The sequence below is a fragment of the uncultured Chloroflexus sp. genome, from assembly GCF_938091255.1.
GTDB lineage: Bacteria > Chloroflexota > Chloroflexia > Chloroflexales > Chloroflexaceae > Chloroflexus.
The window spans coordinates 13,792-32,434 of the sequence record NZ_CALLJH010000024.1; the positions used below are offsets into that span (position 1 = coordinate 13,792).

Below are 18,643 nucleotides of genomic sequence, written 5' to 3' on the forward strand. Positions count from 1 at the left end.
TCACTTTGCGCCCCGATCATGCTCAATCAGTTGGCGGATGCCGCCCTTGCAGACGCATAATTGTGGGCCACACCTCATCGGCAGGGATGGGGTGTGCAATCAGGTAGCCTTGCAGCACATCGCATCCCATACTGAGCAAGGCGGCCCGCTGCTCATCAGTTTCGACCCCTTCAGCGACGACAGCCAATCCAAGGCTATGCGCCAAATTGATAATCGCACGCAATAAGGCGCGGCTATTCGTGACCATCCCATGCTGTTCGTCAATCGCGCGCACAAACGCTTGGTCAATCTTGAGCGCATCAAGGCGGAGTTGGCGCAGATAAGCGAGTGACGAATACCCGGTGCCGAAATCGTCAAGCGCAATGCGCACCCCCATGTGGCGCAACTGGTCGATCTGGCGCGCAGCGTAGATCGGATCGTCGAGCATGACACCTTCGGTGATCTCTAGTTCAAGATACTGGGCCGGTAAACCGGTGGTATGCAGGACGGCTGCAACTTCAGCCACAAACTCAGGCCGCAACAGTTGGCGAGCCGAGACATTGACGCTGATGCGCAGGAGCGGATAGCCAGCCTGTTGCCATACCATTGCTTGCCGGCAAGCTTCACGCAGCACCCATGAACCGATCTCAATAATCAGATCACTCTGTTCGGCAATTGGCACAAACTCACTGGGGGCAATAGGGCCGCGTTGCGGATGGTGCCAGCGCACAAGCGCCTCGACGCTGATGATGCCTTCGCTGACCAGATCGTACTGCGGTTGGTAGTAAACTGCCAGTTCGCCCCGTTCAATTGCGTGGCGCAGTTGGGCTTCCAAGGCAAGCCGGGTGTGGGCGCGCCGGCTGTGTTCCGGCCGGTAATGCAGAAAACCGCTGCGCTTGAGTTCTTTGGCGCGGTGCATGGCGCTGTCAGCGTTCTTGAGCAGGGACACCACATCGACCCCATCGCGCGGAAAGAGGCTAATCCCGATGCTTGCGGTCAAGCGCAATTCATGCCCATCGTGAAGGAACGGCGTTTGCAACGCATCAAGCAAGCGTTGGGCTGCAATATCGGCTAATCGCGCATCAGGCAGATCAGGCATCAGCAAGAGAAACTCATCGCCGCCCATCCGGCCAAGGGTGTCTTGCGGGCGGGCGCAGGCAGCGAAGGCATTGCTCACGTGTTTGAGGAACCGATCACCGATTGGATGGCCCAGCGAATCGTTCACCTGCTTAAACCCATCGAGGTCGATGAAGAGCAGCGCTACAATATGGCGTCGTTCGCGCGCATCGCGCAGGGCTAGCTCGATCCGTTCTTGCAGCAGATTGCGGTTGGGCAAGCCGGTCAGAGCGTCATAGCGCACCTGATAGTGGAGCTGCGCATTAAGGTTGGCGTGATCAGCGATCAAGTTAAAGAGTTCGGTCGCGACCCGTAACAGGGTTTGATCACTCTCGCTTGACCAATCGGATTGTTGATGGAAGATGGCGAGCATACCGTTTGCTTTTGGTAATGGCCAGATCCAACCTCCACTAACGCTCAGATGACCGAGTTGGTCGCCGTGGGTGCGGAGATCGAACGTGATCGGTTTTTTGGGGTTATGCCGAGCCATGATCTGGCGTAGGCGCGACCCAATCAGCTCGGCTGCATCAGCCAATGGTTTGCTGGCGGCAGCAGCGTAACCGTCCAATTCAGCCCATACCAGCCAGTTGGGTCGTTGCCGTTCAATGAGGTTCACCAGCCGGTCAAGCACGGCGGTAACTGGGGCATGCTGGAGCAGCAGGGCTAATATGTCGGAACGGTCATGTTCGAGGAAGGTAGCTAGCTTGTGCGCGCTGATGTCGCGGTGTAATGCGATAAAGTGGGTTGCTTTGCCATATTCATCAGTGACTGGCGACAAGCTGAGATCAACCCAGATCGGTTCGCCAGCGCGCGTGTAGTAGAGGAGTTCAAGGCGCACTGGTTGCTGCTGCTCCATAGCAACCCACAGGTGATGAAGCGTCGCCAGATCGGTGGCCGGGCCGTGCAAGATGCGTAAGCTGCGTCCGATCAACTCGTTAGTGGCGTAGCCGGTCAGCCGGCTGCAAGCGGCGTTGGCGTAGCGAATAAAGGGGCCGGGTGCATGCAGCGGTTCAGCATCGAGGATGATGACGGCGTCGTTGGTATTCACCACCACCGACTCGAGCAGGCGCAATCGTTCTTCGGCTTGTTTGCGGGCAGTAATGTCGCGCACCACAATTAGTGCACCGCCGTTGGCTAGCTCGTCGTGATACAGTGGATCAATGCTCACATCAACGATAATGGCCCGCCCGTCTGGCAGGCGATGGATTAATTCGCCGCGCCAGCCTGTACTGACACTCTGCACTGCCGGTTGCATCGGCTGGTACGGCAACGGTTCGGCAGTAAACAGACGGCTCAGCGGCTGGTCGATCATCGCTTCCGGTTGCACGCCGTAGAGGTACGCTGCCATCTCGTTGAGGTAGACAATCACGCCGCTGCGGTCGGTCACGATCACCGCCTCGTGAATTTGCGACAGTACCCGCGCTCGCAAGTTTAATTGCCGTTCCGCTTCGACCCGGTCGGTGACATCGTGACCGATCGTTAAGACCTGCGTTTCGCCGGTGCCTTCGATCAACACGCCTTGCACTTCCACCACGCGCACCACCTGATCGCGGGCATAAATGTGGTAACGAACCGGTTGGAGGAGTTGACCGTTGCGAAGCATATTGCGACGCTCACGGATCAAATGGTGTTCTTCACCAGAAAGGAACGCTGTGAATGGTTGGTTGATCAGTTCTGCCGGATCAGCGACCCCGAAGATGCGCGCGCCGGTGGGGTTGCAGTAGCGAATAATCCCTTCCGGGAAGCTACTGATCATAATGAGCATCGGGGCCAATTCGAGCAATTGGTGATAGCGCAATTGGTTGTTGCGCAGCGCATAGTCGGCGGCCAGCAACGCCGTAACATCATAGCCGCTGATGACGATCCCTTCTACTGCGGCTTGGGGCCGGTAGTTGCAACACCGAAACTCAAAAATCCGCCAGCCGCCTTCAACATGCTGTAAACGTACCCGAATTGGTTGGCGCTGGCATTGGTAATCGATCAAAGTGGCGAGATGTTGTTGCAGCGGGTCATGGTCATCTTGATGGACGAATTCGTAGATGGAGCGATTTACTACAAGAGATGGCGGATGGCCGAGTAGGTTGGTCAGGGTAGGGCTAGCAAAGCGGATAGTCTGATCGGGTGCGAGAATGATGACTATCTCGGCGGTGCATTCTAGTAGGGTAGAAAGGGTCGCAGCGGCAATATCACAGTTCAACAGAGGAGGAGGTACGGATGGGGTGTCGTCAATCATAAGTGTTGCGTGCTCGGATGCCGTATTGTGGATTCCGCTGCCGCTAGTATACCGCGTTTACTACATTTCATTGCATCCATGAAAGAAACTCCTGCCGGCATTCCTTTGCGGTAAAAGGCTACCGGCAGGTGGCAGTGCAGCCAGAAGGAGAGACCATTAGGTGAGTAGTTGCCAAATATCAAAGCCCAACGAGAAAAAAATGATAAAGAGGATGACCAACGAGAGCGGCAGCATATCGAACCGGCGCGGGTGCCGGGTTTGCCAGAAGTAACGCAGGCTGCGTACCAGCATCGTGATCGCAAGCAGATCGAGCAGGATCACGAGTGGGAGTGAAATGTCAGTGGTCAACCCGATGAGTGGCAATCCAATCGGCAAGAGCACGTATTGCAGAGTGCAACGGGTGGCCGAGATGAAGAGCGAGATGCTGAAGGCTCGCTCTCCCGGCGTCGCTGGCGGTGCGTCGTCAAGTGCTTCTTCCTCAGCCGTTTCTGCGAGCGGGGCCGGCAGTGCCGGCTGCGGCGGCAACCAGAGTAGCCGGTCGAATACGCGATCGAGCGTTTCGGTGATAGCAGACATAGGCAGCACTCACCTCATGATGCAAGAATAAACAGAGACGTTACATCGCAACGTCTCTACTTATTTTATTATAACAGCATCCGGTTAGACTTCGATCAATGCTAGTATAAGTATAGATAACTTGACGTTGGTTAGTGTAACATTAGCATACGGCGGCCAAGTTGCTGCATGCCATCCAAAGCCTCGCATATGCGTAATCTGCAACCTGCCCCTATAATAAGAAGTGGGCCGATGTGTTGTTTACTCTCTATGAATGAAATACTATGCGCCATCTGAAATTGGTTCTGGCCCTTGCTCTGCTCCCCCTTGCCGGTTGGTGGTGGTTTGAGAGTAACGTCTTCATTACTGAATGGTTGCTCAGTCACAACGAGGGCTTCCAACGATTTGTGATCTGGATGATTTCAACCTTGCAGAGCAGCGGTTACGTGACCATTATTGTGTTGGGCACCGTCTATGTGTTGTTTAGCCTGATCGAGCTGCTGTTGTGGCCGACTGGTGCATTAGCGCGGAGTTTGGGCATTTCGGGGCTGATCTTTTGGCTAACAGTGGGTGCGCTCGAAGCGATTGGGATTTTCAACGGCTACAGTGTCCGCTATTTCGGCATGTTTGCCGTTGATGGCCAACCGCCCCCTGAATGGGGCCGCTGGCTGAGCGGCGTGCCGCTGGCGCTGCTCTTTGCCATCGGCCCTGAAGGGTTGATCCGCTGGTCGTTGCTAACGATGTTCGCGTGGGGACGGCACTTCTTCGCCCGTTCGGTGGCGGTCGGGGAAGGGTAGCGGTTCGTTCTGCTCTAGCAGAGTGTACACCGGCTTCCCGCTGACAAAGACCTGTTGCACTACCGGATCGGGCATCCGGCGGACGACGATCAGGTCGGCGATTAGCCCCGGTTGGATGCTGCCGATCAAATGGTCGATGCCGACGGCGCGGGCCGGGTGGTGGCTGACCAGCGCTACTGCATCAGGCAGGCTGAGGGTGCCGCGGTCGGCGAGGCGGAAGATCACTGGTAACAACGAGGCTGGGTAGTAGTCGGCGCATAGCCAATCCACCACACCGGCTTCGATCGCGGCTAGCGCGCTCAGGTTGCCACCGCTCGACTTGCCGCGCAGCACATTTGGTGCGCCCATGCCCACCGCCATCCCGGCGGTATGGGCCGCTTGGGCGGCGGCTAAAGTGGTGGGGAATTCAGCAATCTTCACCCCTAGCTCTACCCACTGCGCCACCCGTTCGGGAGTGTCGTCGTCATGGCTGGCGACTGGCAAGCCATACTTCGTCGCCCACGCAATCACCTGCCGAATCCGGTGAGGCACATCGCTCTGCGCTGCCCGCTTGCGGGTCAGTAGTTCGTCAATTTCAGCATCGCTACGCCCAGTGGTTTTAGCGACATAATCGCGAAACGCGGCTTCAGTGGTGTACTGCCCCTGTCCCGGACTGTGATCCATAATCGAGACTAGCCGCAACAAGGGATGGCCAAACATCGTCTTCAGCGCCTCAAGGCCGCGTTCGCTGCTAACTTCGACGCGGGCATGCACGAGATGGCGCGCACCGCAATGCCGTTCGGCGGTGAGTCGGTGGAGGAAGTCTCTGACGAAGCGATCGCTGCGCACGCCGAATTCAGCGTCATCGAGTGATAGGGCGTGGAATTGGCAGGTGACGCCACACCCCAGCAAGAGCCGGTCGGCGGCGTGGAGCGCGATCCCAGCTTCGATCTCAACGCCGGGGCGCGGTTGCACCAGTTTCTCAATCGCGTCACAGTGCAAGTCGATCAGGCCGGGCAACAAGTACGCTCCGTCGAGATCAAACTGTGGCATCGTTGCCGCATACGGGGGTGCGCCGCGGCCAATCGCCCCGATCCGGTCCCGTTCGATCGTCACCCAACCCTCTTCGACGACCCGATCGGGTAAGACAACAGTAGCGTTGGTGAAGAGAAATTGCATAAGTTGCCTCGATTGATGCATGCGTAAAGCTAAGGATGTCTCGTTTGGTCTGGGGCGGGCTGATATGCAGGTCAGCGGTCTGGATCTATGGGATGGGCGGGAGTGGCCTGCGTTCAACCAAAGCGCACATTTGAGAGTCATGCCTGTTCAAGGTTCGATTTGAGCAATGAATATCCCCTCTTGCGCGCACTAAGTTGCCTATTCTTACGACAATACCACGCCCTTACTGGAACGTCCATTGCCGGTTGGCATGCGCCCCTAGCCCGGCCAAGTCGTGCGAGACGCTGATGATCGCGGTGCCTTCACTCTGCGCTACCCGGATCATCTCAATTACTACTTGCTTTGTTGCTTCATCAAGACTGGCCGTTGGCTCATCAAGCAACAAGAGGCGCGGACGGGCAATGAAGGCCCGGCCTAGGTTGATCCGTTGTTGTTCGCCGCCGCTGAAGGTGAGCGGGCTGGCTTGCCAGAGCGCCGGTGAGATACCGAGTCGTTGCAGCCATTCGCGTCCGATCGCTTGCGCCGTCGCCCGATCCATCCCCTGCCGGTAGAGCGGCTCGCAGAGCGTGTCGAGCGCCGAAACGCGTGGCAGCACGCGCAAGAATTGTGAGCAGAAGCCGATCTCGTGCTCGCGCAGGTTGAGGATGACGCTCTCGGCGGCGCGGCTGAGGTCGATCCGACCAAATTGGTGCGAGTCAAACCAGATCTGGCCGGAAGTCGGTAAGTAGGTGCGGTAGATGCACTTGAGGATGCTAGTCTTGCCGATCCCGCTGCGACCGTGGATCAGCAGGTGTTCGCCGGCGGCGACGCTCAGATTTACGTCGCGCACCGGCGTAATTTCGCGCCCGTCGATCAGGTGCAGGGTAAAGGATTTGGATAGGTTACGGATTTCAAGCAGTGGGTGGCTCATAGCGCGCAGCCTTTGTTACAACGCCGACGAGACCAGCAGTTGGGTGTATGGGTGCTGCGGGTCTTCGAGGATGTGGTCGGTCAACCCCGCTTCGACAATGTGGCCATTCTTCATCACAATCGTGCGGCGGGCGAGTTGGCGCACGACACCGAGATCGTGCGACACCAACAGCATCGTGATCCGGTCTTCCCACTGAATCCGGCGCAGCAGGTCGAGCACGCGGGCCTGCACCGAAACATCCAGCCCGCTGGTGATTTCGTCGAGTAGCAAGAGGCTGGGGCGGCTGGCTAGCGCCTTAGCAATCTGCACACGTTGTAGCATGCCGCCGCTGAAGGTAGGTGGTTCGTCGTCAATCCGTTCTGGTGGCAGTTCGGTTTTGACCATCAATTCGGCGGTGCGGGCGCGGATGCGGCCAAAGTGCCGCCATTCTGCCAGTAATAGCTTTTCGGCTACGTTGCCGCCGACCGAGAAGCGCATGTTTAAGCCCAGTTCGGGACGCTGGTAGACAATACCGAGTTTGGTGTTGCGGAATAACCGTGCTTCATAGCGGTTGAGAGTGGTGAGGTCGCGCGGCGGTCCACCATTGTCGCGGTACCAGATGTGACCGCTGTCGGGGTGCAGGGCTAGATAGATCATCTGTAACAGGGTGCTCTTGCCGCTGCCGCTCTCACCGACGATGCCCAACACTTCGCCTGCGCTCAATTGCAAGTTCGCCTCAACACAGGCCCAGACCGTCCCACAACGCGGGCACTGTGAGCGGCCAAGATCGGGGCCGGTCAGGCGGCGGCAGTCGGGGCACGTTGGCCCAAAGTGCTTCGAGAGCTGCTCAACCCGCAGAATCCAATCGCCAGTCATGCCGTCGCCTCCATCTGTGCCACGCGCTTCGCACAGTACGCTGCGTCAGAACAGGTAGTTTCCCACCGTCCGCCGTTGCTATCGCTGACAAAATGCTCAGTGAGAAAGGTGTGTTCAGCGCCACAGCGAGCGCAGCGCTGGCCGGGCCGGTATTCGGTACGGAAGGGGTAATCCTCAAATTGGAGCGGTTCGACGATCGTGTAGGGCGGCACCGCATAGATGCGCTTCTCGCGTCCGGCCCCAAACAGGTAGAGGGTGTCGGCCATATGCAGCTTCGGCACATCCCAGCGCGGGATGGGTGTGGTGTCCATCAGGTAGCGCCGGTTGACGATTACCGGATACTGGCTGGCGATGCGCAGATCGCCGGCCCGCACCACACTCTCGTACATATAAACCCACATCTTGCCGTAATCGGCTTCGCTGTGCATCATCGTGGCCCGTTCGAGGTTTGGTTCCACCCAGCGTAGCGGATCGGCCATCGGCACCTGCAAGACAAGAATTTGATCGGCCCGCATCGGCTCTTCGGGGATGCGGTGGCGGGTTTGGATGATGGTGGCCGCAGCGGTGTCGGTGGTGGTAGTGACGCCGGTGGTGCGATTGATCAGCCGGCGCAAATTGACTGCATTGACGCTCTCGTCGTCGCCTTGATCAATCACCTTGAGCGTGTCCGCTGGGGTGACAATTGACAGGGTAATTTGCAACCCGCCGGTGCCCCAGCCGCGGGCAATCGGCAGATCACGGCTGGCAAACGGCACGAGGTGGCCGGGGAGGGCGACTGCTTTCAACAGCTTGCGCCGGATCTCGCGTTTGGCGTCTTCATCGAGCAGGGCGAAGTTGTAGAGCTGATCGGAAGCTTCGCTCATAGTATGCGTTGTCCTTGGTTGGCGTGGGATACGGACGTTTGCTGCCCGTGTGTGTCTGTGTCCCCCGTATTAGAACGAATCGCTTGTGATCGCCTGATCAACCAACTGGCCGAGCCGGCTCTGGCGCTGGGTGTGATGCTCACGCGCCCGATCTAGCACGCTCAGGTCGGCGGCAAAGGTGACGTAATGCGGCAACTTGTAATGGGTGACGAAGCCGCTGGCTTCGATTCCATCGGTATGCAGCAAGACAAACTCCTCGTTGGCCGCCGGCCCCGACTCGCCAGCGAGACTGCCGGCACGGGCTTGGGTCAACACGCTATCGAGAATGGCCATGCTCATCACCTTCAGCTCGCTCTGGCCGAAGGCGAAGCCATAGCCAACGTTGAAGCGCGGCGGTTCGGCGTGATTCGTCACGCTATGCGCCTTCGAGGCGATTTCGGCCTCGGTCGCTTCAATCTCGCCAATAGTGATCGGTTCGCCGGTGAGCGGGTGCGCGACTTGCACCGGCAGGTAGCCATAGCGCAGTTCCACCAGTGTCGGGTGGGCATCGCCGTAGCCACGGGTACTGCTGTAGGCCAGACTCATGAGGCTGCCGGTATCGGCTTGGGTCATGGCTTGCAGACGGGCGCTGCGCGGGCAGGGGAAGGTGAGTGGTTCGCGGGTGATGTCAAACGGCTCTTCACGCACAGGTTCGGCAGGAACATTGACAATCATCTGCTCTTGCCGCATATACTCGGTCACCTTGGGGAAGCGGCCCCACGCGCCGGGTTGGGGGCTGCCGGCCTCAACCAGCGCTGTGTAGCGTTCGGCGGCGGCAATCACTGCCCGCACATCTTCGTGGGCTAGCGCCGGCTGCAACAAACGGATCAGGTAATCGGTGGCCGGCCCCAGCATCTGGCCGCCGGGAATGTCTTTGAACGAAGCCGAAATCCGGCGCAAACAGAACATCTCGCGTCCCGATACCGGCAACGAAGCCATCGCCCGCGGCAAGGTGGTGCGGTAAGCGCGCAACAAAAACGCCGCTTCGATGCTATCGCCTTCGGCCTGCTTAACCGCCAGCGCTGCCAGCAACGGCGCGTAGAGCGCGCCCTCATGCATAGCCCGGCTGACGGCGTGGCGCAGTTGGTCGCGGATCTGCGGCAATTGCAGCGGTGTGCTGCCGCCAAGCAAGCGCAAACACGCGACTAACTCTTCGGCGCGGGCAACGGCTTCACTGCCCCCGCGCACCGCAACGTATCCCATACCAGCTCCTTTATCGCCTTAGCAGTTGTATGGCGGGTCGGACACCCTCACCCCTACTCCTTATCCTCGTCCGTCGCATTCTCTGCGGTAAAACTCCCTCATTCCTTAGATGACCTCAATCTGCGTCGTGCGCGGCAACCCCAAGCATCGCCCCTGCTGATCAATCAGAAAGAGATCGATCCCCAACGGAAACTGGCTTGGCCGGGCCGCAATAGCGGCTAGCTCGGTCGGGGCGACGCCGCGCAACCCGACTGTAGCGGTGGTAGCAATCCCCGGCCCGCGTAGGCGCAGCGCCGCGCCATTGGGCACAATCTCTGGTAGGCTGAGAAAGACGGTGCAACTGCGTTCGGGTTCGAGTAGTGATCCAATGTTGAGGTCACCAAACAGCGTTGTCCCAGACGGATCATGCAAGAGGGCGAAATCGGTGGCAGAAGGATCTGCCGGGCGCGCGTTCGTGCGCAGGGCAAGCCAACGTGTTAGTGGATAATCAACCGGCAACCATTCCGCACCGACGGCATGGGCAAAGCTCACGGTCTGGTCGAGCAGGCTGAGCCATGCGGCAACAGCGACGGTGTTGGGCAGGGTGCCGTCCGGCAGCGGCGGCAGATCGGCGAAGGGCGGCGGCGGCAAGCGGCCAACCTTGCCGGGGCGGGCTAAGCAATCGAGCAGCACGCGGAAGGCGAGGCTGTTGAAGCGTTCGAGCGGTGTAGGCGGCGTGGCAACGATGGTCATAGGCGGGTCTCAGTAGGTTATACATCATCTGAATTACGGGTTGAACCGGGGCCGGCCCTCACCCCCGACTTCTCATCCAACGGGGAGTGTTACTGCATGCCGCGCCAGCAATGCCATACTTACCTGCCTCACGACTCCCCCTCTCCCGCCGTCAGGTGGGAGGGGGCCGGGGGATGAGGGCCATGCGAAAGCCACAACGCGAATAAAGACGCAGAGTTGTTAACGCAAAGGCGCAACAGTACGCGAAGATCACAAAGAGTTAGATTTGAACATCATCCTCTACGCGCTCGACAGTAAACCCGATCTGGCCCCCACTCCCGGCCTCTCTCACAGAGGGAGGGACTAGGATGGAGCAAGCGACTTGTGCCTTTTATGTCTTTGCGTGGCTATTTGGCTCCCGTTCATCAGCGCGGCGCAATAGTAATTGCGTCGATCAAAACGTCTCAAACTCAACCCGCGTCGCCGCGGCAGCGGCGAAACGGCGTTCGTAAGCGGTTCTCAGTGCCTGCTCCAGCTCGGCGATGCGCAGGCGTAAATCGGCATGCGGATCACCCGGCATGCGCAGCGCCGCGTCGAGCACGGCTAGCGCCGTGGCGTGATCGGGGTCACGCCCGATCACCATGCCAAACCCAAACTGGCCAGCCAGCTCTAGTCGTGTCTCGGTGACGAGGATCTCACCCGCGTTGAAGACCGACTCGCCAACGCCCTCGATCATGCGCAACTGCACCAGCACGCAGCGCGGGCCGCTAATGAACGTCACTGCATTGCGGTCATACCGCTCTAGCACCTGCTCGGCTAATGCGCAAACGAGGTGGGGTGGGCTGCAACTCAAAATATGCGAGGGGGTGAGCATAGAAATCTCCTTCCGCGGCTGCTGCGCGGGTTTGCAAACGTTACGCCTGCCGCTTCACGCCAACTGTCTCTTTCAACCGGGTTGCGCCCCATTCTAACAGAATGGCGAAAATAAGCACTGCATACGTAAAGATACCCAACTCGCGCAGATCGAGGTAGAAGGCGCTAGCCATAAACATATCGAACCCGATCCCGCCAGCGCCGGCAGTCGCACCCATCGCAATCGCCACCGAAAAGTTAATCTCAAACCGCACGAACGTCCACGAAAGCAGGGCCGATGCCGACGAAGGCACGACCGCTTGAAAAATCGTCTGCCACCAATTGGCTCCACTCGCGCGCAACGCCTCTAGCACCCCCTCATCTAGCTCCTCGAAGGTCTCGGCGTAGGCCTTCACCAAATAGCTGATCGAGTGAAACGTCATCCCGACTACGGCAGCTATACTGCCCAGACCGGCTGTGACTGCAAAAAACAGTACCCAGAGCACGGTCGGCACCGCGCGGATGAAGGCCATCACTGCCTTAACCGCATCGGTGACCCGGCGCGGAGCCAGATTTTGGGCGGCGAACAGTGCTACAAAGAAGGCTATGATTGCGCCTAGAACAGTGGTGATCAGCCCCAACGCGACGGTGATCATCAATTCGCGGAACAGCTCCAACCAGCTCAAATTTTTCAACCGTGCCTCGAACAGCACGATCCGAAAATTATTGAGCATGTCGCCAAAGGCAGTAAAGATGTTGATATTGCGCGTATCGAGGGTCGCCAAGCCGTAGATGGTCAGCAACACCAACACGATGAGCGTTACGTGCAGCACAATGTTAGCGCGGGTACGCGGTCGCACGCGAATGCGACCAGAGGTCAAGGTCGTCTCCATCAGAGGATCGTCCTTCGGATATAGTTCGATACCGCTTCAATCAGCAACACGGCCACCACGGTTGCTAGCACGACGAGACTAGCCGAGCCGTAACTAAAACTCTTGAAGTAGAGATCGAAGAGAAAACCAATACCGGTGCCAGTAAGGATACCGACTAGGGTGGCACTGCGGATGTTCGTTTCGATCATGTACAGCACCCAACTGATCAACTGCGGCAAACAAGCTGGAATGACGCTCTGGCTAATGATTGCCGCATAGCTAGCCCCGGTAGCGCGTAACGCTTCGACCGGTTCAATGCCCACTTCATCAATCGTCTCGATCATCACGCGGGTGATAAAGCCGAAGGTGACAAAAGAGAGGGCAAAAAAGCCGGTAAAGCCGCTTTGGCCGAACGAAAAGAGCAAGATCAGCGCCCATACCGACACATCAATATTGCGGAAAATGCTGGCAATGGCGCGGGCCGGCAAGCTAAACCACGGATGCGGGCGGGTGGTATTGGCGCCGAGCAGAGCTAGCCCTAAGCCAAAGATTGAGGCAATGGTTGAGGAAGCCACCGCAACCAACACTGTCTCTTGCAACTTCTCTAAAATGCGCGGCAAGCGCGACCAAGCGCGTTCGTCGGGCACGAAATTGGTAATTGCCCATACAAAAGCACGTGGAATCACGCCTAAGCCTTGCACGAGATCAAATTGGGTCAGTACCATACTGCCGTAGGTAATAGCGGCAATCACAGCCAAGAAGAAGATTGATTGCAGACGACGGCGGCGCAGAAAGGTGTTAGGCTGCATACCGTTCCTTCAGATCAAGGATCAACTCGCCAGCTTCTGAACCGTAGATGTGGTAGATCTGATCGCTACTGAGATTGTGTGGTGCGCCATCGTACACAATGCGGCCTCGATTCATGCCGATGATCCGTTTGGCATAGTGCAACGCGACATCGACTTGATGTAAGTTGACCAGCACCGTAATCCCAGTAGAGCGGTTAATCTCTTGCAAGGTATCCATGATCACCTTCGCCGAACTAGGGTCAAGCGAAGCGATCGGCTCATCGCAGAGCAGCATTTTCGGTTGCTGCACTAACGCGCGAGCAATGCCAACCCGCTGCTTCTGACCGCCGCTAAGCTGGTCGCAACGTTTATACATCTGCTCGCTCAAACCGAGTGTTTCGAGAATGCGCACTGCCTCACGCTTCTCTTCCTCGCTGTACAGTCCGAGGATGCCTTGCAGCGTATTCTTGTAGCCGAGTCGTCCGTGCAACACATTCTCGAGCACGCTGAGGCGATTAACAAGGTTATAGTGTTGAAAGATCATCCCAATCTGGATGCGATGGCGGCGGAGGGCCGAACCGCGCAGTGTTGGTACACTAACGCCGGCGAACCGAATATCACCAGCGGTAATATCGATCAGCCGGTTGATACACCGTAGTAATGTCGATTTCCCTGCCCCCGAAGGGCCAATAATCGCGACAAATTCGCCGGGTTGGACTGAGAAAGTGACCGAATCGAGCGCTAATGTCTCTGGCCCATAACGCTTAGTGACGGCATCGACTTCAAGCAAGCTCATAGAACCCCTTTTCGTGCGTATTGAGTATAACGTTGGAGCTGAAACATGTCGTTCAGCTCCAACATCATTGTTGCGTATAGTGACGAATGCTGTTTAGCGCATCTCTCGAATTGGGTTGAAGAAGGAGTCATCAACGACCAAGAAGCGCTCGTCCTTCGTCTTGCGCAAGAGCGGGCGGAAGCCGGCATCAATCTCGGCCTTCGTAGCAAAGATGCGGGGGTTATTGGTCACCTCATCTGAGGTCAGCTTGTCTTGCAGACGCTTAATCTCATCGGCGGTTAGCAGGCTGCTATTGGCCACAAAGGGCGCACTGATTACCGGCACTGAAGCGATAATAACAAACTCAGCGCCGGGAAACTTATCAAACGGCTCACTAGCATTATTGAGCACGCGATACACGGCGCCGGGTTGATTCTCTACGCCCGATACCAGCTCGACGTAGTTCTGAACACAAACGTCACAGAACGAAGCTACTTCGACGGCGCCAGACAGCAAGGCAACTGCCGCACCCTGATGCGAACCGCCGAACTGCACGTCGCTGAAGAACTTATTCTGCCCACCTTCGATGAGATCGTCGGGGGTCAGATTTTTCCACTTTTCCTTCTGACTGAAGTATTTGACAATCGTCGCCGCTGGTACGCGGAAGCCGGAGGCTGAGCTGCTCGAGACGAAGGCAAAGCGCTTGCCCTGAATATTGTCGATTTTGTAGACGCCATTCTCTTGATAGTTACCCTCTTGACCACGAGCAACTGCTAGCCAGCTATAGTAGACCGCAGTTTCGAGCCGGCCATCAGTACCGCTAGGAATGACCAATGGGATAACTTTTGGATTCTTGTCGTGCGCCTGAACGTAGGCTTCAGCGCCGAAAAAGCCGAGGTGAGCCGTGTTATTTGCGATGGCTTCAACTGCAATCAAGTAATCGGTTGTAGTGCGATGTTCGACGGGGCGACCAAGTGTTTCGCTGATGACTGCACCGATTGCCTCACGTGCATCTTTTAATTCAGCGCCCGATTCATTTGGTAACCATACAATGGTGACTGGTGTGTTTGTATTCGAGGTAGTGTTTCCACCCGTGTTTCCACTAGCACCACAAGCCACTAAAACCAATGCCGCAATCGTCGTGATGAACAAAAGCTTGAGCGACCGCATACAAAACATCCTCCTATGTAGGGAGAACTAGCGATGCTGTTGCATCGTTGTAGGCAGTCTAAACGGCTAGGGTTATGAAAGTATTATAAACAGATTATTTCTTGGCTAAGGTTGTATCAAAGCGGTACAGCAGTTGGGCAAGCGGATGCGTGAACGGGAAGCTAGTAGACCCATTAATCGCAATTGAGCAGTAACACGTCTCACCCCTGCTCCAGCCAGTGGAGCAGGGGTGAAGGATAGCAGAGTGGCAAACCTATCCTTCGTTTGCCCTCGTCTGAGGCAGGTGCAAGCGCACCGCGCGCGCTTCATCGATTGACATCTACCACCACTCGCCCGCGGGTCTGGGCATTAGTGATCTGTTCAGCATAAGCCGGCAGCTCGGCAAATGGAATGACGGTGGTCATTCGATCGAGCAGTTCCGGCGACAGATCGCGGGCCATACGCTCCCATGCGGCGAGACGTTCCTCGCGTGGCACCATCACCGACTCGATACCGATCATCGTGACGCCGCGCAGAATGAAGGGATAGACAGAGGTAGTAAATTCGGCACCACCGGCATTGCCGCAAATTGCAACCGCACTGCGCATCGCCATCGAACGTAACACACCAGACAACACTGCGCCGCCAACCGTATCAACTGCGCCGCCCCAGCGTTCGCTTTCGAGCGGACGACCGGGCGCACTGAGGGTATTGCGGTCAAGGATGCCGCTCGCGCCAAGTTCGCGCAAGTACGATTCTTCGTGGGGTCTGCCGGTGGCGGCGATCACCGTGTGCCCAGCTTTGGCCAGCAACGCCACTGCTACGCTCCCTACACCGCCGGCTGCACCAGTGACGAGTACTTCACGACCGGCGACAAAGCCGTGCCGTTCGAGGGCCAGTACGCACAGCATAGCGGTAAATCCAGCAGTGCCCAGCGTCATGGCATGCAGCAAGCTCATACCGGTGGGCAGCGGCACCAGCCATTCACCCTTCACCCGCGTATATTGGCTATAACCACCCCAATGCCGCTCACCGACCCCCCAGCCGGTCAATACCACTTGGTCGCCGGGTTGGTAGCGCGGATCGGCTGATTCCACAACGGTGCCGGCAAAATCAATCCCCGGCGCTAATGGGCTGCTGCGCAAGATTTTACCTTTGCCGGTGATAGCCAAGCCATCTTTGTAGTTGAGGGTTGAATAGGCTACTCTGACTAATACCTCACCGGGCGGGAGTGCGCTCAACGGCAATTCACGAAACTCGACCCGCCGGCCATCGGCCCCTTCTTCTACCACCAGCGCAGTAAAACGTTCGTCGCTCATCGTGTGCCCCCTTGCTTTGGTAGTACGTGCTTGCTGTAGTGTCGATTATAATGAAGCAAGATACCTTTGCAACAATGGGCCGCTGCCGATCGCTACGGAGTTGCTATGATCCATTCCCTCGATCACGTGGTTATTTTGGTAGAGCAGTTGCCGTCGGCTGTGGCGGCATATACTGCGGCCGGTTTTGTGGTTGCTCCCGGCGGCGAACATGCCGATGGCGCGACCCACAATGCGCTGATCAGCTTCCCCGATGGCACCTATCTCGAACTGCTCGCCTTTCGCCGCCCTGCCCCCGAACATCGCTGGTGGCGGCATGTGGCAGCCGGGCCGGGGTTGATCGATTTTGCTCTCTTGACAAATAACACCACGATTGCGGTGGCTGCTGCTGCTGATCGCGGCCTGATGATGAACGGCCCGGTTCCCGGCGGGCGCATCCGGCCCGATGGCATCAGCCTCGCGTGGGAGACGGCGTGGCCGCCTAGTCCTGATTTACCGTTTCTCTGTGGTGATGTCACCGATCGGGCGTATCGTGTGCCTGATGCCGATTTTTGGGGCCACAGCAACGGTGCGCGTGGGATTGCCGAGGTGGTTGTCGCGGTGACCGATTTGGTTGCTAGCGCCGGTCGTTACGCTGCGTTGCTCGGTATGAACCCCCAAGCTGCTCCTGCGGAAGTGCGAATTCCGCTTGGTGAGAGTGAGATCGTGTTGCGTGGGCCCGATTCGGGTGATCCGCACGTGATCGATCGTCTCACCCGGCGCGGCGAAGGGATTTGTGCCATCACCTTGCGAGGATTACACTTTCCCGACCTTGCTGCGTCGTTGGGGGCGACGATTATGGCTGCACGGTAGATCGTAGCGACGCACGGCCATGCGTTATAGCGCTTCATGGTCGTGTGGCTGCACAGCCGTGCGGTTTTACATTGTAGTGTACGGATAGCATGGCATGTCCAATCATCTTGACCGCTTCACTCACCAAGCCTATGCCGAGCGGGGCGGATTTTTCGACCGTGACCGCTCGATTACGGTAACGCAAGCGCCGGGGTGGGTGGATCTGTTTAGCGGCGTTGTTGCCGAAGCGGGCATCTTGTCGTTGCTGTGGCCGGGCAGTAGTAGTGTTATGGTTGCGCTCCAGCCCGATCCCGAACCGATCATCCGGTTTCGCAGCGGCCAGCGTACCGACTCAATCCCTTGCACTGCGCTGTTTCTGCCGAGCGGGCCACGCGAATACGCTGATGCTGTCATTGAGATCGACCTGCACCAACCGCCGCGCAGCCCATGGTGGGGGCCGGCGCTGATGGCGTGGGTGTCGTTGATGCGCGAAGAATTCGCCCGTTTTGGCGGCGGCGCGCGGGTAATGCTGCAACCGGTGGATGCGTTTATGCCGGCTGCCAGTGTGATCGCCGCTGTCGCCAAGGCGTTGGTGCAGGCGTACAGCATTCACCTTGCCCCACGCGAATTGGCCATTACCTGCGCCGAGGGGCTGGCCCGCCTCGATCGGCGTAGTACCGGTGCTGAGCTGATCGGTACGCTCACGACTATCTGTGCGCCGGTCAATGAGCTGGTCATCGTCAATCCACTGATGGCGCATATCAGTGGAAGTGCCCATCTCCCCGCCGGTTGTGCGTTTTGGGCTATGCAAGTGGGTGATGAGCCGCGCCAGCATCTGGCGCGGGTGCGCGCGGCCCTCACGCACATCGAGCGTCTGCTCGGCGCGCGCGATGGTGAACCAGCGTTGGCCAGCCTTTCAATAAGCGACTTCATTCGCCATCAACGGTCCCGCTTGCCGACGACTCCTCCCCCCAGTACGTATCCCCATCATTCGCCGCCAGCAGCGTTGGCCGCCTTCGCTCTCGCCGAGCAACAACGGGCCCGCCTCGCGCTAGCGTTGCTGCGCGCTGCTGCCAGCCGTGCCCAACGCGACGACGATCTACGGCTGGTGGGCGAACTCCTCACCCAAAGCCACTGGGAACAGGCGGCGCTCGGCTTGACCGATCCGCACGCCGATACCATTATCGAACAGCTCACCACGCCGGCCATCTTCGGCGCCCGCCAGCCGGTTGCGACCACCCACGCCACGGTACTCGTCTTTGGCCCCAGCGACGCCGAAGCTGAGGTGCGGCGCGTTGCCGCAGCGTATCAGGAACGAGTCGGTGTAGTGGTGCGGGTGGCGCGGGTGTGAGGGGGAGTGTGGCACTGCTTGAGCGCAAGCAAGCAGCGACCCTCTCTCGCTCCCGTGGTAGGAACGAGGGCATTTTTACCACAGAGAGTGCAAAGGAGGCGGAGGATAATCACTACCCTAGCTTTGCACCCTTTGCGTTAATCCCCCAGTCCTCTTTCTCAGCGGAGGAGGAGCGAGGGGTACGGGTGATCCCAGCCCTTCAGCTTCCTGTGAGGTTGAGTGTCCCTTTATGCTATTCTGAGCGTGTAACGACAATTGCCAAACGCATACGCTGTAGGATAGACCCAAAA

The 18,643-nt window shown here is 58.1% G+C and carries 17 protein-coding genes; 3 read left to right on the forward strand and 14 right to left on the reverse strand.

Annotation, left to right across the window (positions count from 1 at the left end):
- Positions 1 to 22: 22 nt before the first annotated feature.
- Both Q1A00_RS09170 and Q1A00_RS09175 read right to left on the reverse strand, forming a co-directional pair.
- Positions 23 to 3,328, reverse strand: a complete 3,306-nt coding sequence (locus tag Q1A00_RS09170) for an EAL domain-containing protein (RefSeq protein WP_299756407.1) — start codon at positions 3,326 to 3,328, stop codon at positions 23 to 25.
- A gap of 156 nt (positions 3,329 to 3,484) precedes the next feature.
- The gene (locus Q1A00_RS09175; protein WP_298403434.1) at positions 3,485 to 3,904 is read right to left on the reverse strand and encodes a hypothetical protein; all 420 of its coding nucleotides are present in this window, start codon (positions 3,902 to 3,904) and stop codon (positions 3,485 to 3,487) included.
- Between the two features lie 263 nt (positions 3,905 to 4,167).
- Between Q1A00_RS09175 and Q1A00_RS09180 the strand changes: the two genes are divergently transcribed.
- Positions 4,168 to 4,680 carry a hypothetical protein gene (locus Q1A00_RS09180; RefSeq protein WP_298403432.1) on the forward strand — a complete coding sequence of 171 codons (513 nt, stop codon included), beginning with the start codon at positions 4,168 to 4,170 and terminating at the stop codon, positions 4,678 to 4,680.
- On the opposite strand, the gene Q1A00_RS09185 is transcribed toward Q1A00_RS09180, so the two are convergent.
- The 12 genes from Q1A00_RS09185 to Q1A00_RS09240 all read right to left on the reverse strand — a co-directional run bounded on the left by Q1A00_RS09185 (position 4,618) and on the right by Q1A00_RS09240 (position 16,174).
- Positions 4,618 to 5,838: an alpha-D-ribose 1-methylphosphonate 5-triphosphate diphosphatase gene (locus Q1A00_RS09185; RefSeq protein ID WP_298403430.1), complete on the reverse strand. Its 1,221-nt coding sequence runs from the start codon at positions 5,836 to 5,838 to the stop codon at positions 4,618 to 4,620. The genes Q1A00_RS09180 and Q1A00_RS09185 overlap by 63 nt on opposite strands.
- A gap of 223 nt (positions 5,839 to 6,061) precedes the next feature.
- Entirely contained in the window at positions 6,062 to 6,748 is a 687-nt protein-coding gene (locus Q1A00_RS09190) for a phosphonate C-P lyase system protein PhnL (protein ID WP_298403428.1), read from the reverse strand.
- A 15-nt stretch (positions 6,749 to 6,763) separates the two neighbouring features.
- Positions 6,764 to 7,603, reverse strand: coding sequence for an ATP-binding cassette domain-containing protein (locus Q1A00_RS09195; protein ID WP_298403426.1), 840 nt, complete (start codon positions 7,601 to 7,603; stop codon positions 6,764 to 6,766).
- Complete coding sequence (locus tag Q1A00_RS09200; protein ID WP_298403424.1) at positions 7,600 to 8,466, reverse strand: alpha-D-ribose 1-methylphosphonate 5-phosphate C-P-lyase PhnJ; 867 nt, start codon at positions 8,464 to 8,466, stop codon at positions 7,600 to 7,602. Before Q1A00_RS09200 ends, Q1A00_RS09195 begins: the two co-directional genes overlap by 4 nt.
- A 69-nt stretch (positions 8,467 to 8,535) precedes the next feature.
- Positions 8,536 to 9,708 (reverse strand): carbon-phosphorus lyase complex subunit PhnI, encoded by a 1,173-nt coding sequence (locus Q1A00_RS09205; protein WP_298403422.1) that lies wholly within the window; start codon positions 9,706 to 9,708, stop codon positions 8,536 to 8,538.
- A 105-nt stretch (positions 9,709 to 9,813) separates the two neighbouring features.
- Entirely contained in the window at positions 9,814 to 10,440 is a 627-nt protein-coding gene (gene phnH, locus Q1A00_RS09210; RefSeq protein WP_299756414.1) for a phosphonate C-P lyase system protein PhnH, read from the reverse strand.
- A 433-nt stretch (positions 10,441 to 10,873) separates the two neighbouring features.
- Entirely contained in the window at positions 10,874 to 11,293 is a 420-nt protein-coding gene (phnG, locus tag Q1A00_RS09215; protein WP_298403418.1) for a phosphonate C-P lyase system protein PhnG, read from the reverse strand.
- Between the two features lie 40 nt (positions 11,294 to 11,333).
- Positions 11,334 to 12,164, reverse strand: coding sequence for an ABC transporter permease (locus tag Q1A00_RS09220; RefSeq protein ID WP_298403415.1), 831 nt, complete (start codon positions 12,162 to 12,164; stop codon positions 11,334 to 11,336).
- Complete coding sequence (gene phnE / locus Q1A00_RS09225) at positions 12,164 to 12,952, reverse strand: phosphonate ABC transporter, permease protein PhnE (RefSeq protein WP_299756418.1); 789 nt, start codon at positions 12,950 to 12,952, stop codon at positions 12,164 to 12,166. The genes Q1A00_RS09220 and phnE overlap by 1 nt, the downstream gene beginning before the upstream one ends.
- On the reverse strand, positions 12,942 to 13,727 hold the full coding sequence (phnC, locus tag Q1A00_RS09230) for a phosphonate ABC transporter ATP-binding protein (protein ID WP_298403409.1): 786 nt from the start codon (positions 13,725 to 13,727) through the stop codon (positions 12,942 to 12,944). The genes phnE and phnC overlap by 11 nt, the downstream gene beginning before the upstream one ends.
- 93 nt (positions 13,728 to 13,820) lie before the next feature.
- Positions 13,821 to 14,876, reverse strand: a complete 1,056-nt coding sequence (locus Q1A00_RS09235) for a phosphate/phosphite/phosphonate ABC transporter substrate-binding protein (protein ID WP_298403406.1) — start codon at positions 14,874 to 14,876, stop codon at positions 13,821 to 13,823.
- A 305-nt stretch (positions 14,877 to 15,181) separates the two neighbouring features.
- On the reverse strand, positions 15,182 to 16,174 hold the full coding sequence (locus Q1A00_RS09240) for an MDR family oxidoreductase (protein WP_298403404.1): 993 nt from the start codon (positions 16,172 to 16,174) through the stop codon (positions 15,182 to 15,184).
- 105 nt (positions 16,175 to 16,279) lie between these two features.
- Between Q1A00_RS09240 and Q1A00_RS09245 the strand changes: the two genes are divergently transcribed.
- Positions 16,280 to 17,023 carry a VOC family protein gene (locus tag Q1A00_RS09245; protein ID WP_298403401.1) on the forward strand — a complete coding sequence of 248 codons (744 nt, stop codon included), beginning with the start codon at positions 16,280 to 16,282 and terminating at the stop codon, positions 17,021 to 17,023.
- A 94-nt stretch (positions 17,024 to 17,117) separates the two neighbouring features.
- Positions 17,118 to 18,353 carry a hypothetical protein gene (locus Q1A00_RS09250; protein WP_298403399.1) on the forward strand — a complete coding sequence of 412 codons (1,236 nt, stop codon included), beginning with the start codon at positions 17,118 to 17,120 and terminating at the stop codon, positions 18,351 to 18,353.
- The last annotated feature ends 290 nt before the right edge of the window (positions 18,354 to 18,643 follow it).